The sequence below is a fragment of the Haloferax sp. Atlit-4N genome, from assembly GCF_003383025.1.
GTDB classification, from domain to species: domain Archaea; phylum Halobacteriota; class Halobacteria; order Halobacteriales; family Haloferacaceae; genus Haloferax; species Haloferax gibbonsii.
Genome location: NZ_PSYY01000002.1, coordinates 246,306 through 261,108, shown reverse-complemented (window position 1 = coordinate 261,108; position 14,803 = coordinate 246,306). Strand labels below are relative to the sequence as shown.

The window sequence follows — 14,803 nt, the reverse complement described above, 5'->3', positions numbered from 1 at the left end:
GCGGGAACCCGCTCGCCGCGGCGGCTGCGGGGCCTCAGGCCAGCCTGTCGTCGGGTCGGTCCGGGCCGGAGCCCTCGGTCCCGCCGGGACCGCCGGGCGCGAGGTCGTCGAGGTCGTAGCCGGCGTACCGGAGTAACTCGGCGGCCCGCGGGGCGTCGGCGAGAAGCACCGGTCTGTCGTCCGGAAGCGCGTCCGCGTCCACGGCGTCTCGGGGAAGCGCGAGCGTTCCCGAGGGCACGCCGTCGTCGCCGACGACGGGGAAGTGGGCCGTGTCGAGTTTCATCACGAGCGGGTAGTCGACTCGCTCGACGCCGCGGCCGTCCGTGTAGACGCACTCGTTGAGTCGCTCGTGTTCCGTTCGGTGAATCGCCGCCTCGGCTCCGTCGTACGGTTCGACGTACAAGCGGCCGAGGAAGTAACTGCTGGAGAACCGTTCGAACATCTGTGCGTGTGAATGTCTCCCACGGAACGGGATAAGCCTTGTCGGAACCATTTATATCGGCACGCAATTCCACCGCTGAGAATCGGCGGCCGGGTTCGACACCGGCAGCCGAGAGCGCGGCTCGGGTGCGAGAGAATCGGGGGTGAAAACGAAAACGGGCGTCGCGTCTCGACCACCCGAAAGAGCGGTTTCGACGGGTCGAACGGGTCGATTCAGTCGCCGCCGCGGGTCGCCGCGGTCATCGACCAGACGGCGACGAGGCCGAGCGCGAGCGCCGGGAGCATCGGCAGGGCCAGCATGGCCGCGAGGTACGGCAGGCCGGCCATCGCCGGGAGCGACGGCACGAGGTACACCGCGCCGGGGATGACGAGGAAACAGAGCGCGACGACGCCGACGAGCACCCAGCCGCGGTCGCCGAAGCCGGTCGCCTCCGGCTCCGAGCTACCGCCGCCGACGGCGACGCCGTCCGGCCGGTGGACGTAGGTGTCGGACTCGGTGGTCGCGTCGTCCCGAGCCGTAGTGTCAGAGCTCACTATCTGGGATTACGACCACCTTGCCAAAGCCCTGTCGCTCCTCGATGAGCTCGTGCGCGCGGTCGATTTCGCTCATGGGGAGCGTCTCGCGGATGCGGGGCTCGAAGGTGCCGTCCCAGACGAGGTCGAGCACCTCGTCGGCCTCGCCGGGCGTCGCCATCGTCGAGCCGATGACCGAGAGCTGGTTCCAGAAGATGTAGTTGAGGCCCGCGCCCGGGTCGGGGCCGGTGGTCGCCCCGCAGGTGACGACGCGGCCGCCCTTGACGAGGCTCTTGAGCGACTGCTTGTAGGTCGCCTCGCCGATGTGGTCGACGACCATGTCGACGCCGCGGCCGTCCGTGAGCTTCCGAATCTCCTTCGAGAAGTCCTCCTCCTCGTAGTTGATGACGTGGTCCGCGCCGCACTCTTTCGCGTACTCCAGTTTCTCGTCGGTGGAGGCGGTGGCGTACACTTCCGCGCCCGCGTAGTCGGCGATTTGGACGGCCGCGTGGCCGACGCCGCCGGACGCGCCGAGGACGAGCACCTTCTCGCCCGGGCGCAGTTCGCCGCGGTCGACGAGCATCCGCCACGCGGTCTGGAAGACGAGCGACGCGGAGCCGGCGACCTCCCACGGCACGTTCTCGGGGACGGGCACGAGGTTCTCCTCGGGAATCGCCGCGAACTCGGCGTGGACGCCGCGGACGTGCTCGCCGATGATGTGGAAGTCCGGCGCGAGCGTCGGGTCGCCCTTCCGGGAGAACTCGTCGCCGCCGCCGGCGACGCCCGCGATGAGCGCGACGTGGTCGCCCGCCTCGAATCGGGTCACGCGCTCGCCGACCTCGGTGACGACGCCGGCCATGTCGCTGCCGGGAATGTGCGGCATCTCCAACTCGACGCCCGGGAGGCCGCGTCGCGTCCAGATGTCGAGGTGGTTGAGCGACGCCGCCTTCACGTCGACGAGGACCTCGTCGGGGCCGACCTCCGGGTCCGGGAAGTCGCCGTATTCGAGGACGTCTCGGTCGCCGTGTTCCGTGAATTGGACCGCTTTCATCTCGACACCACCGAGGAAGGGCAGGAACTAAAGTGTGGGTTTACGCCAATCGTCTTTCCTCTATTTCGACATTCAGCGTATTTCCACAGGTGTCAAAACCTATCGGGGCGAAGATATATACGACGCAGGGTACCCAACACAGTCGGGTTTGGCAGTCGCGCTCGCCGACGGGATCAGCGGGCTGAACAGCCGGGCCGACAGTCGTCGGACCCTGCTCCGAAGAGAGGCACGCACGTGACCAGAGACGGGACTTCAGCACAGCTCTCGCGTCTGCTCGTGAGGCGGTCGGCGTTCGTCCGAGCGCTCGCGGAGCGACCGCGAGACAAGCGCGGGCTCGCAGACGACCTCGGTACGTCGCGTTCGACGGTCGACCGCGTCGTCCGCGAACTGCTCGACGCCGGGCTCGCCGAGCGCGGCGACGGCCAGTACCGACTGACGTGCGTCGGCCGGCGCGCGCTCGACGCGTACGACGAGTGTCTCGACTCGCTCCGCGGCGTCCACGCGGCCCGAGACCTCCTCTCGATGCTCCCGGTCGACGCGCCGCTCGACCCCGCGTTCTTGACGGGCGCGACGGTGCACACGTCGAGTCCGAACATCCCGGACAGCGCGATTCAGGAGCTGTTTTCGAGCGTCGAGAGCGCGGAGCGAGTCTCGGGCGTCGCCCCGGTCGCCCTCGTCGGTCAGCTCCGCCCGTTCTACGAGACGGCGACGGCCGGCGGGACGGTCGTCGAGATGATAATCGCCGACGAGCTGTTCGACCGGCTCGTCGCCGCTCCGGACTCTCGCGCGGTCATCGCCGACCAGCTCCGACACGAGTCGGTGACGCTCTACCGGGCCGAGGTCCCGTTCCGGTTCGGCCTCTGGGTGACGGAAGACGAGGCGGGCATCGTCGTCTACACCGACACCGGACTCGGCGGGGTCGCCCGCAACGACACCGAGGAGGCGGTCGAGTGGGCCAGAGGACAGTTCGAGACGCTCCGCGAGAACGCGGAACGCCTGGCGCCCGACTTGCTCGACGAGGTTCCGGACGGCGAGTGAGCCGCACCGCTCGGCGGTGAACTGTCCGGCCGCCCGAGCCGATGACCGCCGGGCCGACGCGGGAACTTTATCGCCCGCCGACGAAGGCGCGGCCGTGAGCGACCACGACCATCATCACGGCGAGGGAGACCACGACCACGGCGACCACGACCACGGCGATCACGGCCACGACCATCACCACCACGACATCGACGACCTCGAAGCGGCGGTGCTGACGATTTCCTCAACCCGCGACGTGGACGACGACCCCGCGGGCGACGCGATAGCGGAACTGTTCCGCGAGGCGGGTCACTCGGTGTCGGTCCGGCGGGTCGTCGACGACGACTACGACGCGATACAGACCGCGGTCTCGCGGATGGCCGACCGCGGCGACGTCGACGTGACGGTCACGACCGGCGGGACGGGCGTCACGCCCGACGACCGGACCGTCGAGGCGACGGCGCAGTTGTTCGGGAAGACGCTCCCCGGCTTCGGCGAGCTGTTCCGGCGGCTCTCGTACGACGAAATCGGCACCAAGGTCGTCGGCACCCGCGCGACCGCGGGCGTCGTCGACGGGATGCCGACGTTCTGTCTGCCGGGGAGCGAAAACGCCGCCCGGCTCGGGACCGCGGAGATAATCGTCCCCGAAGCGCCGCACCTCACCGGCCTGGCTCGGCGCGACGAGGAGTAGGTAAGCGCCCACAGAATCGAGGGTCGTCGGGCGAATCCGACTGCAACGTCTGCCCAGTCGCGGCCATTTAAGTTCGCGCACACGCTCCGAAGAGGTATGAGCCAGCAGTCCCCACGCGAGGAGGACCCGGACGACGTGTTCTCCAGCGGTAAGGACCCGAACCTCCGCAGCACGGAGGTCACGGAGGGTCCCGACAAGGCCCCGCACCGTGCGATGTTCCGCGCCATGGGCTTCGACGACGAGGACTTCTCGTCGCCGATGGTCGGCGTGCCGAACCCCGCCGCCGACATCACGCCGTGTAACGTCCACCTCGACGACGTTGCCGACGCGGCCATCGAGGGCATCGACGCCGCGGGCGGGATGCCCATCGAGTTCGGGACCGTCACCATCTCCGACGCCATCTCCATGGGGACCGAGGGCATGAAGGCCTCGCTCATCTCCCGCGAGGTCATCGCCGACTCCGTCGAACTCGTCTCCTTCGGCGAGCGCATGGACGCGCTCGTCACCGTCGCCGGCTGCGACAAGAACCTCCCCGGCATGATGATGGCCGCCATCCGGACGGACCTCCCCTCCGTCTTCCTCTACGGCGGTTCCATCATGCCCGGCCAGCACGAGGGCCGCGAGGTCACCGTCCAGAACGTCTTCGAGGGCGTCGGCACCTACGCCGAAGGTGACATGAGCGCCGACGAACTCGACGACCTCGAACGCCACGCCTGCCCCGGCGCGGGCTCCTGCGGCGGGATGTTCACGGCCAACACGATGGCCTCCATCTCCGAGGCACTCGGACTGGCCCCGCTCGGGTCGGCTTCCGCACCTGCCGAGTCCGACGAGCGCTACGAGAACGCCCGCCGCGCCGGCGAGGTCGTCCTCGACTGCGTCGAAAACGACCGCCGCCCCTCCGACATCCTCACGAAGAAGTCCTTCGAGAACGCCATCACCCTGCAGGTCGCTACCGGCGGGTCGACCAACGCCGTGCTCCACCTGCTCGCGCTCGCCGCCGAGGCGGGCGTCGACCTCGACATCGAGGAGTTCGACGAAATCTCCCGGCGCACGCCGAAAATCGCCAACCTCCAGCCCGGCGGCACGCGCGTCATGAACGACCTCCACGAAATCGGGGGCATCCCGGTCGTCATCCGCCGTCTCGTCGAGGCCGACCTGTTCCACGGCGACGCGATGACCGTCACCGGTCGCACCATCGCCGAGGAACTCGACCACCTCGACCTCCCGGACGACGAGGGCCTCGAAGCGGACTTCCTCTACACGGTCGACGAGCCGTATCAGGAGGAGGGAGCCATCAAGATTCTCACCGGCAACCTCGCGCCCGACGGCGCGGTCCTGAAGGTGACCGGCGACGACGCCTTCCACCACACCGGCCCCGCCCGCGTCTTCGAGAACGAGGAGGACGCGATGCGCTACGTGCAGGAGGGCCACATCGAGGAGGGCGACGTCATCGCCATCCGCAACGAGGGTCCGCGCGGCGGCCCCGGCATGCGCGAGATGCTCGGCGTCACCGCGGCCGTCGTCGGACAGGGCCACGAGGACGACGTGGCGCTTCTCACCGACGGCCGGTTCTCCGGCGCGACGCGCGGCCCGATGGTCGGCCACGTCGCCCCCGAGGCGACCGAGGGCGGCCCCATCGGCCTCCTCGAAGACGGCGACGAGGTGACCGTCGACATCCCGAACCGCGAACTCTCCGTGGACCTCACCGACGAAGAACTCGAAACGCGGAAAGAGGACTGGGAACCCAAGCCGCCGGCGTACACCTCCGGCGTGCTGGCGAAGTACGCCCGCGACTTCGGTTCCGCCGCGAACGGCGCGGTGACGAACCCCGCGCTCACGCGCGACGAGTAACGACGAGTCGCCGCGGCGTCTCCCGCGACGCGACCACAGTCGTCAAAACAGGTGCACGCCGGACGCCCGGTACAGGGCGAGCACCCCGATTCCGAGCGCGGTTCCGACCGGAATCAGCGCAATCACTTTTCGCGGCTGTTCGGTGAACCCGTAGACGCACAGGCCGAACGGGACGGACAGCAGCACGTCTATCGTCCACTCCGGGAGGGCGGGCGAGAGCCCGGACCACGGGACGAAAACGAGGAGTCCCGCGCCGCCGAAAAAGGCGAGAATTCGGTTCCACCGCCACGCTGAGAACTGCACGGCACAACCGACAGTAGCTACTGGATTGACAGTTTCGGTGCGGAATCCGGTCGCGGTGCCGTCGACTGTGGGGTTGTAGGGTCGCGGATCGCGGAGTCGCTGAGTCGACTCGGATTAGGCCACGCGGTTCCGCAGGTCGCCGTCGCCGGCGTCCAGTTTGTCGAGGTTCTCGGCGATGATGTCGGCCATGCGTTCCCAGTACTTCGGGGTGTGGCCGGCGTTGTGGGGGGTGATGAGGACGTTTTCGAAGTCCCAGAGCGGGTGGTCAGAGGGCAGCGGTTCGGGGTCGGTCACGTCGAGTGCCGCCCCGCGGATGCCGTTGCTCCGGAGTTGCGAGACGAGCGCGTCGGTGTCGACGACCGGGCCGCGGCCGACGTTGACGAGGACGGTGTCGGGGGCCATCGACGCGAACGCGTCGGCGTCGACGAGGCCGCGAGTGGCGTCGGTCAGCGGGCACGCGATGACGACGTAGTCCCCGCGGGCGAAGGCGTCGTGGAGGCCCTGTTCGTCGTCGAAGCCGACGACCTCGTCGGTCGGGCCGCCCTTCTCCGGCGAGTAGCGCACGCCGACGGTCTCGACGCCGAACGGTTCGAGTCGGTCCACGATCGCCTCGCCGAGCGCGCCGAGACCGACGACGGTGACCGTCGAGTCCTGCAGTTCGACCGTCTGGTACGACTGCCAGACGCCGGCGTCCTGCTGGCGCTCAGCGACGTGGAAGCGGCGAGCGAAGTAGAGGAGGCTGCCGAGGACCTGTTCGGCGATGTTCGGACCGTGGACGCCGGAGGCGTTTGTGACGGCCACGTCGCGGGCCTCGAACGCCTCGATGGGGAGGTGGCCCGTGCCGGCGAACACGCAGGCGAACAGGTCGAGGTTCTCGGCGGCTTCGAGGTCCGCTTCGTCCGCGTCGAAGCCGGTCGCGACTCGCGCGCGGGAGAGGAGGTCGCGCTCCTCGGCGGGGGTAGTCGCGAGGGCGACCTCGCGGTCGGGGAGCCGCTCGCGGAGCGTTTCGGCGTACGCCTCGGCAGACAGGCCGTGAATCTTCTGCCGAAGCACCGCGATGTCTGGGTCGGACATGCTCGATGATTCTCGAAGTCGGTGATGAATCTGTCCGATTCGGCCGGGTGGACGCTCACTCGATGGGCTCGCGCCGTCGCGGGCGACGTTTCGAAATCGTACGGGTGACCGCGACGGCATCGACTGTCGGGTCGACGACGAACCGCGAGCCGTCTTCACCGAGTCTCCACGCAACGGGCGCATACCCCTGTGGGGCGGGGCCGCCGTCGACGAAGACGAGGTCGCCCGTCTCGTCGCGAAACACGACGGGCTCTCTCGGTTCGTCCGGCTCGTCTGCGGTCATTGACTCGGAGCTACCGCGCTCTCCGCTATAAACCCCCGCACCCGGTTATCAACCTCGGTATTCGGCTGAGTTCTGTTGACAGAACCGACATACGTCGGTGAAATTCATCGGACCCTTAGATTATCTGTAATAGTATTTTGAAAGAGCGGTGAGCCACGCTACGGAATCTACTGGGGGGCCGTTCCCGTCGAGAGGGCCGAGCGGCGGCGCGTCGAGCGGCGAACGCGGCGTTGCTGGTGCGCGGTCGGTGCAGCGCGCGGACGCGCGGCTCGAAACCGTCGGACGCCGCGTCGGTTCAGGGGGTTTAATACCCGAGCGAAGTGCTGTAGCGGTATGGAACGCGTAGATGTCGCCATCATCGGCGGCGGTCCGGCCGGCACGTCGGCGGCACACGCCGCGGCCTCGGCCGGGGCCTCCGCCCTGGTCCTCGAGAAGGGCGTCCCCCGAGCAGACCGACCGGGCCTCGGGCCCGACTCGACGGACGCGGCCGGTATCCTCGACTACTGGGTGGACATCATGGGAATCCACCCCGACGAGTTCCCCGACGACGTCGTGCTCGACATCCTCGACCGCGCGGAGTTCATCGGGCCGAACGAGTCGCTGACCCTTCGGAGCACCGGCATCGACTCCTCGTACGACGAGTTCGGCTACACCTTCCACCGGGCGAAGTTCGACGACTGGCTCCGCAGTCGCGCCGAAGACGTCGGCGCGGAGTACCGCGTGAAGGCCTCCGTCCGCGATGTAGAGACCGACCTCGACGCCGCCGGCGACGACCCCCGGCACGTCGTCCGCCTCGCCAACGGCGAGGACGTGGGCGCCGACTTCGTCGTGCTCGCCGACGGCCCCCAGCGGACGGTCACGAACAAGGTGCTCGACGACCTGCTTCCGTTCCCCATCACGGACCGCCTGTCGTCGACCGAGGCGAACCACATCGCCTATCAGGAACACCGCGAGTTCCCGCCGGAACTGTTCGACGAGGTCGACGGCGCAATCAAGTTCTGGTGGGGCTACATGCCCGGCCACACGGCGTATCCGTGGATTTTCCCGAACGACAACAACGTCTGCCGGGTCGGCCTCACGATGCCCATCGGCCTCGACATCGACGAGGTCGAAGACCGCGAGGCGTACAAGCTCCTCCGCGAGGACGACGAGCGAATCCCGCAGGGCCGCGAGTACGTCCGCCGCCTTCTCGAACAGGAGTACGGCGACGAGTACGACATCGACGAGGACTTCCCTCTCGTCGAGGACCGCGGGAAGACGAAGGGAACCGAGACGTACGCCATCTCCTCGACGCGACCTATCGACTCGCCCGCGGCGGCCGGCATCGCCGTCACCGGCGGGGCGATGGGCGCGACTTCGGCCTTCCACGAGGGCGGCGACCACGTCGCCGTCCGGACGGGAGCCATCGCCGGCGAACTCGCCGCCGAGGGCGACCTGAGCGACTACAACGACCGCTGGAAGGACGCCATCGGCGACGAAATCCTCCGGAACGTCGCCATGGCCGAAATCGTCCACGACTACGGCCCCGGCCAGTGGGACAAGACGTTCAAGGCGGCCCGGAAGCTCCTCGAAAAGGACGAGGGCTACAAGGCGTTCGGCGCCTCGAAGCTCAGCGCGGGGTTCAGCGCCGCCAAACTCGCCACGCAGTACCAGCGGACGAAGGTGAAGTACCGCAAGGGCAAGTACGTCCAACTGCGCGAAGACGAGTACGCGCTGTAGTCGACGGAAGACTTATCAGTTTCTCCGAATTTCTGTCAGTCGATGGCCGGTCGACCCTCTCGCCGTCAGCTACTCCGTCACGGAGCCGCGGCGGTCGGCGTCGGGCTGACCGGCGGCCTCGCCGGCTGCTCGTCGCTTCGTGGGTGTACGTCGGCCGAAATCGTCCTCCGGGCGGAACTGGTCGGGAACGCCCCGGACGGGGCGACCGTCGTCGACGCCGCCGACCCGCGGGTCGCGAACAGCCCGTGGGTGCTGAAGGTGGTCGAAGCGGCCGCCGAGGGCCACCCCCGCGAGTCGAGTATCTCCGACTGCCTGAGCGACTACGACGCCCTCCGCGCGGACCTCGACGCGCTCCCGGCGTTCGACCGGTCCGAAGACCGTCTCTACTACGTCCGCGTCGACGGGCAAGTCGTCCGACTTCGGGCAGTCTTCTTCGCCGGCGACGACGCCCGCCGGTCGGAACTCGTTTTACCCCCGGCGCGCTAGGGTCGACTGCGTACCTCAAGTCCCCGTCCGAGTGTTCCCGCTTCGGGAGCGATGACAGCACGGCGAACCCGGGTACGCGACAGCTACTGGCCGGCAGACGCCGGCGTACTTCGGAACGTCCGCGCCCGAAAGACGGACCGCCCGGCACGAGGGTTTCCCGGTCGACGCGGCACGCCGCCTCGGGATGAGACCGGCCGTTAGTGTTCTGGGCGACACCTTCTCTCGGCGAGAGACTTCTTCGACGCTCGTCGGTCGCCGGCCCGACTCGCGAGTGTGGCGAATCCGAACCCCCGCGAGCGACCGCTATCGGTTCCCGAACGTGCCGAGCCCTCGTTCGCCGAGGGCCGCAGCTATCGCCCGGCGGTAGCGGGCGGCCAACGCCGTCACCACGAGTCGGTCGCGGTCGTTGACGCCGAGCGCGCCGAGCGCGACCACGTAGGTCGCCGCGCCCAGCGTCGCGCCGGTGGCGACGACGACCGCACCGGACCCGCCCAACGCCTCGCGGACGAAGAACATGACGCCGGCCGCCGCGACGCCCGCGCCGAGCGGCTTGAGAAACGTCGCGTCGAAGGGCCACAGCCCCTCGAAGCGGCGAAGGAGGACGACCTGAATCGAGTTCTGGACGGCGATGGCGACGGCCGTGCCGAGCGCCGCGCCCGACAAGCCGAACGCCCGGACGAACGCGAGCGTGAGGAGCGTGTTCAGCACGGCTAAGAGCCAGTCGAGCGCCATCCGGGCGTACTGGTGGTCGGTCATCATGAGCAGCCACCCCGTCGCGCCGACGGCGCTCCCGACTAAGACGCCGCCGAGATAGACCACGAGGGGGACGTAGCCCGCCGTGAAGTTCGGGCCGAACACGGAGAGAATCGACCGTCCGTACACCGTGAGCACGACCAGTATCGGAACGACGCAGGTGACGATGAGCCGCGTCACCGCCGTGTACACCGCGTTGAGCGTCTCCATCTCGTCGGCGGCGTAGAGCGCCGACGCGACCGGCGGCAGGAGCATGTTGAACGAGAGGAGCGGAATCCACGCCAGCGTCACCAACACGAGCACGACGTTGTAGATGCCCGCCGCCTTCGCGGTCAGGAGGAACCCCACGAGCATCACGTCGACGCGGTTCTGGAACACCTTCCCGAGGCTGCTCAGCGCGATGGGCGCGGAGTGGTTGTAGAACCGCCGGGCCTCGGAGCGCACGCCGCGAAGACCGGGTCGGATACCGCTCGCCGAGACGGCCATCGGAAAGCCCACCAAGACGAGCACGGCCATGCCGACGACGAACGCGCCGGCGACGCCGACGAGCGAGTACCCGAGCGCCATCGCGCCGACGGCCCCCACCAGCCTGACCGCCGGGCGGAGGACGCGGTTGAAAAGCGCCTCGCCGCGGGCCGACTGCACGGCCCTGAGGATTCCCGCGTGGACCTGCACCAAGCCGACGAGGATAACCAGCGCCGCGAACAGGTGTATCGTCGGCGGGAAGTCGGGGTGCGAGACGGTCGCGGCGTTGAGCCGCCCGCTCGCGAGGACCAACCCGCCGGCGAATCCGAGACCGACGATGAGCGTCGTCAGATACGCCAGCCCCACCACTCGTCCCTGACGCGCGGGGTCGTCGTCGTGTGCGGAGAGGTACCGCTGGAGCGTCGGGACCGACCCGAAGTTCACGAGACGGAACAAGAGCTGGGAGACTCGCCACGCGAACGCGTAGACGCCGTAGACGACCGGGCCGAACCCCTGTGCGAGCGCGTACTCGGTCGCCGTCGTCAGCGCCCGCTGGAGCGACTGTCCGCCGGAGGCGACGACCGCGCCGTGGCCGATGGTCAAGAGCGCCTCGCGTTCGTCGTCGGGGACGTCGCTATCGGGGACATCGTCGTCGGGGACGACGCCGTCGAGGGTATCGTCCGCGGCTGTTTCGGAGGGCACTGTCGCGTCCCTGTCGCTTGTCGGGGTCGAAAATAAGTCGCCTGATTCCCCCGCGAGTGAGCGCCTGCCGGTCAGGCCGCGGTCGGTCGCCCGACGGTCTCGCGGACGAACTTGCCGAGGAGTCCGAGCGTCGCGGCACCCATCGCCGCGGCGAAGGCGACGACGAACACCGAAAGCGGGTCACCGAGGTCGGACAGCGCCCGCGAGCGGACGAAGTTCGCGGCGAGGACGGTCGTGATGGCCAGCAGCACGACGCCGCCGAGGTTCGCGAGCGTCGAGTTCGGCTCCGCGACCGCGTCGCTGTTGAGCAGGACGAGCACGACGGCGATGGCGAAGGGCGTGCCGACGAGCCCGAACGCCAGCACCAACACGAGAAGCGGGAAGAACGCGCCGCCGAGGAACGCGCCGACGCCGGAGAACAGCGCCACGCCCGCGAGGAGCGCGCGGTACCGACCGTCGGAGAGGTCCGTCCCCCAGCCCAGTTTGTCGGCGACGAGGTACGGCGGGACGACGGTGTTGCCGCCGAGCGTGGAGACGGCCGCCCCCAAGAGGCCGAGGAGGAACAGCCACTTGGCGTTCGCGCCCGCCAGCGGGCCGAGCGCCTGCGCGGCCGCCACCGCCGAGAGGTCGCTCGCGGCCACCTCGGGGGTGTGGAGGACGCCCGCCGCGACGACGAAGATGGCGAGGCTGTAGATGCCGAAGGCGACGAGCATCGACGCGCCCACGTCGAACGTCGCCAGCCCGTAGTCGCGGGTCGTCCAGCCGCGGGCGCGCATCGTGTACGAGTGCATCGTGATGAGCGTGATGTGGACCGCGCCACCGAGGATGCCGGCGGCGACGAGCGCGCCGTCGACCCCCGCCGGAATGCGTGGCACGAGCCCGGCGGCCGCGGCCGCCGGGTCGACGGGGACGAAAAACAGCGACGCGAGGAACGCGACGACGACGGCCGCGACGAGCCCCTTGGCGAGAAGTTCGACGAAGCGGTAGCCCCGCCCGGCGAGTCCGGCGGCGAGGACGACCGCCCACGCGACGCCCCAGACCCGGGCGTCGACGCCGGTTATCGTCGCGCTCACGTCCGCGAGGCCCTTCATGATGACCAGTTGGGCCAGCCCCGCGGCCAGCACCCCGTCGGCGACGAGCACCCACGCCCAGCCGTCGCCCAGTTCGCGTTCGACCACGGCGATGATACCGTCCTCCGTGAGCAGGCCGAGTCGCATCGACAGGTACTGCGCCGACGCGCCGAGGACCGCCGAGAGCACCACGACCCACAGCATCGCGTAGCCGAACGTCGCGCCGGCCGTGAGCACGGTCGCCATCGTCGCCGGCCCCGCCGCGACCGCGCCCGCGACCCACGACGGCCCCATCTCCGAGAGATATCCCCGCCAGTCACCGCTCATCACCGCCGATACGTCGAGTTTGGGTTCGTTCATGCCGTCGTGGTCTCGGCGGTCGTCACAAAAGTGTTGCTACTGGGTGTTACAACCGAGTGGTCGCCTCGAAACGACGCGCAGCGCCACACGACCTTTTACCCGATGGTCGAGAGTGACCTAGGTGATGAGCGATGGTGACGGTTCGGTATCGCTTCTCGTCGTCGCCGACCCGGACGTCGCCACGGCGGTCACCGAGGGCGTTCGGGGACGAGAGACGCGGTTCGAAGTCGAGACGGTTCGGACCGCGGCCGCGGCGGGAGAGCGACTGCGAGACGCCGGCTCGGGCGTCGGCTTCGACTGCGTCGTCTCGTCGGTCGGCGGGGAGGGGACAGACGCGCTCGAGTTCCTCGCGGCGGTTCGCAGCCGAGAGCCGAAGCTCCCGTTTCTCGTCGTCGCCGACGAGACGTGCGAGTTGACCGCGACGGAGGCGCTCGACGCGGGCGTCACCGATTACGTCCGTGTTCGGGGGGCGGGTGACTACGAGGAGTTGGCCGTCCGGGTCGAGCGGGCGGTCGCGGCGACCGACCGGCGGCCGGTCGACTCCTCGCTCGTCTACGAGCGCGTCTTCGAACAGATGCTGGAGGGCGCGTGCCTGTACGACCGCGAGGGTCGATTCCTCCTCGCGAGCGCCTATCTGGCCGACTTCTACGGGATGACGCCCGCCGAACTCGAAGGCGAGCGGAGCCTGCTCGTCGAGACGGTCCGCGAGGAACGTTCGGGCGACCCGTACCAGCGGCTCTTGGACGAGGAGGTCGACTCGCTCGAAGGCGAGACCGAACTCGTCACGCCGGACGGCGAGTCGCGGACGCTGAGCTACCGCTTCGCGCCGTTTCAGGTGGCTGGCGAAATCGTCGGCGTCATCGCCGTATCGAGGGACATCACCGACCGACGGGAGCGAGAGCGGAAACTGAAGCGCGCCCGCGAGGAGTACCAAGAGCTCATCGACAGGATGAACGACACGGTCTGGGTCATCGACATCGACAGCCACATCCTCGCGGTGAACGAGACCGCGGTGGAGCTGCTCGGCTACTCGCGGGACGAACTCCTCTCGATGACGGTCCACGACATCGACGCCGGCCTCAGCGACGACGAGGCATCGGCGCTCATCTCCCAGATGCCGTCGGACGGCACGCAGGTGTTCGAGACGGTCCACCGGGCGAAAGACGGCCGGGAGATACCCGTCGAAATCAGTTCGAGCCTCGTGAGCTATCACGGGGAGACGGCGGTTTTGAGCGTCGCCCGCGACACCACGAAGCGGAAGCGGTACGAGGCGGAGCTCCGCGAGCAGAACCGCCTTCTCGAAACGCAGCGCGACGAGCTCGCGGTGCTGAATCAGGTCGTCCGCCACGACGTTCGCAACGACCTCCAACTGGTGACCGCCTACGCGGAACTGCTCGGGGAGCGCGTCGACGACGACGAGGCGATGGAGTACGTCGACATCGTCCGGAAGCGCGCCAACCACGCGGTCGAACTGACGAAGACGGCGCGGGACATGGCCGAGATGATGCGCAGTCGGGGCGTCGAAAACGAACCGGTCTCGCTCCGGCCCGTCCTCGAAGCCGAACTCGCGTCGCTCCGAGAGATGGCTCCGGAGGCGAGCGTGACGGTCGAAACCGAGGTGCCGGCGGTCGCGGTGCTGGCCGACGACATGCTCGGGTCCGTCTTCCGGAACCTCCTCACGAACGCCGTCCAGCACACCGACCGGGACGAGCCGACTATCGAGGTCTCCGTCTCGGAGTCCGAAGGGGGCGACCACGTCGTCGTCCGCGTCGCCGACGACGGCCGGGGGATACCCGACGAGCGAAAAGAGACCGTCTTCGCGAAGGACGAAAAGGGACTGGACAGCCGGGGGACCGGCCTCGGACTGTACCTCGTGCGGTCGCTGGTCGAGAAGTACGGCGGCGACGTGTGGGTCGAGGACAACGACCCGCGAGGGGCCGTCTTCGCGGTCGAACTCCGGGTGGCCGACGCCGGTCAGGCCGACTCCGACCGGTCGTCGCCGCGGTCGTAGCCCGTCATCTGAC

At 68.9% G+C, this 14,803-nt stretch carries 14 protein-coding genes; 6 read left to right on the top strand and 8 right to left on the bottom strand.

What is annotated here, in order from left to right; genetic code table 11:
• Positions 1-34: 34 nt before the first annotated feature.
• The 3 genes from C5C07_RS10485 to C5C07_RS10475 form a co-directional block, all read right to left on the bottom strand.
• Complete coding sequence (locus tag C5C07_RS10485) at positions 35-442, bottom strand: DUF5802 family protein (protein ID WP_004974763.1); 408 nt, start codon at positions 440-442, stop codon at positions 35-37.
• Positions 443-654: 212 nt separating this feature from the next.
• Positions 655-975, bottom strand: a complete 321-nt coding sequence (locus C5C07_RS10480; RefSeq protein ID WP_004974762.1) for a hypothetical protein — start codon at positions 973-975, stop codon at positions 655-657.
• Positions 965-2,005 carry a zinc-binding dehydrogenase gene (locus C5C07_RS10475; protein WP_115805034.1) on the bottom strand — a complete coding sequence of 347 codons (1,041 nt, stop codon included), beginning with the start codon at positions 2,003-2,005 and terminating at the stop codon, positions 965-967. Before C5C07_RS10475 ends, C5C07_RS10480 begins: the two co-directional genes overlap by 11 nt.
• A 234-nt stretch (positions 2,006-2,239) precedes the next feature.
• Between C5C07_RS10475 and C5C07_RS10470 the strand changes: the two genes are divergently transcribed.
• The 3 genes from C5C07_RS10470 (at position 2,240) to ilvD (ending at position 5,564) form a co-directional block, all read left to right on the top strand.
• Positions 2,240-3,043 (top strand): winged helix-turn-helix domain-containing protein, encoded by an 804-nt coding sequence (locus C5C07_RS10470; RefSeq protein ID WP_049905059.1) that lies wholly within the window; start codon positions 2,240-2,242, stop codon positions 3,041-3,043.
• 94 nt (positions 3,044-3,137) lie between these two features.
• Positions 3,138-3,713, top strand: a complete 576-nt coding sequence (locus C5C07_RS10465; protein ID WP_004974757.1) for a molybdenum cofactor biosynthesis protein B — start codon at positions 3,138-3,140, stop codon at positions 3,711-3,713.
• 96 nt (positions 3,714-3,809) lie between these two features.
• Positions 3,810-5,564 (top strand): dihydroxy-acid dehydratase, encoded by a 1,755-nt coding sequence (gene ilvD / locus C5C07_RS10460; RefSeq protein WP_004974756.1) that lies wholly within the window; start codon positions 3,810-3,812, stop codon positions 5,562-5,564.
• A gap of 42 nt (positions 5,565-5,606) precedes the next feature.
• On the opposite strand, the gene C5C07_RS10455 is transcribed toward ilvD, so the two are convergent.
• The 3 genes from C5C07_RS10455 to C5C07_RS10445 all read right to left on the bottom strand — a co-directional run bounded on the left by C5C07_RS10455 (position 5,607) and on the right by C5C07_RS10445 (position 7,224).
• Positions 5,607-5,867 carry a hypothetical protein gene (locus C5C07_RS10455; RefSeq protein WP_004974755.1) on the bottom strand — a complete coding sequence of 87 codons (261 nt, stop codon included), beginning with the start codon at positions 5,865-5,867 and terminating at the stop codon, positions 5,607-5,609.
• A gap of 114 nt (positions 5,868-5,981) precedes the next feature.
• A complete protein-coding gene (locus C5C07_RS10450) occupies positions 5,982-6,941 on the bottom strand; it encodes a D-2-hydroxyacid dehydrogenase (RefSeq protein WP_004974753.1) in 960 nt (319 codons plus the stop codon).
• A gap of 55 nt (positions 6,942-6,996) precedes the next feature.
• Positions 6,997-7,224, bottom strand: coding sequence for a hypothetical protein (locus tag C5C07_RS10445; RefSeq protein WP_004974750.1), 228 nt, complete (start codon positions 7,222-7,224; stop codon positions 6,997-6,999).
• Positions 7,225-7,557: 333 nt separating this feature from the next.
• On the opposite strand from C5C07_RS10445, the gene C5C07_RS10440 reads away from it, so the two are divergent.
• A complete protein-coding gene (locus tag C5C07_RS10440) occupies positions 7,558-8,943 on the top strand; it encodes an NAD(P)/FAD-dependent oxidoreductase (RefSeq protein WP_004974749.1) in 1,386 nt (461 codons plus the stop codon).
• Positions 8,944-8,985: 42 nt separating this feature from the next.
• Entirely contained in the window at positions 8,986-9,429 is a 444-nt protein-coding gene (locus C5C07_RS10435; RefSeq protein ID WP_004974747.1) for a hypothetical protein, read from the top strand.
• A gap of 303 nt (positions 9,430-9,732) precedes the next feature.
• Here C5C07_RS10435 and C5C07_RS10430 read toward each other — a convergent pair whose 3' ends face one another.
• Entirely contained in the window at positions 9,733-11,349 is a 1,617-nt protein-coding gene (locus C5C07_RS10430) for a lipopolysaccharide biosynthesis protein (protein ID WP_199522732.1), read from the bottom strand.
• Positions 11,350-11,420: 71 nt separating this feature from the next.
• The gene (locus C5C07_RS10425; RefSeq protein WP_050459725.1) at positions 11,421-12,779 is read right to left on the bottom strand and encodes an NRAMP family divalent metal transporter; all 1,359 of its coding nucleotides are present in this window, start codon (positions 12,777-12,779) and stop codon (positions 11,421-11,423) included.
• Positions 12,780-12,903: 124 nt separating this feature from the next.
• Between C5C07_RS10425 and C5C07_RS10420 the strand changes: the two genes are divergently transcribed.
• Positions 12,904-14,790 (top strand): PAS domain-containing sensor histidine kinase, encoded by a 1,887-nt coding sequence (locus C5C07_RS10420; RefSeq protein ID WP_115805033.1) that lies wholly within the window; start codon positions 12,904-12,906, stop codon positions 14,788-14,790.
• Positions 14,791-14,803: the final 13 nt, after the last annotated feature.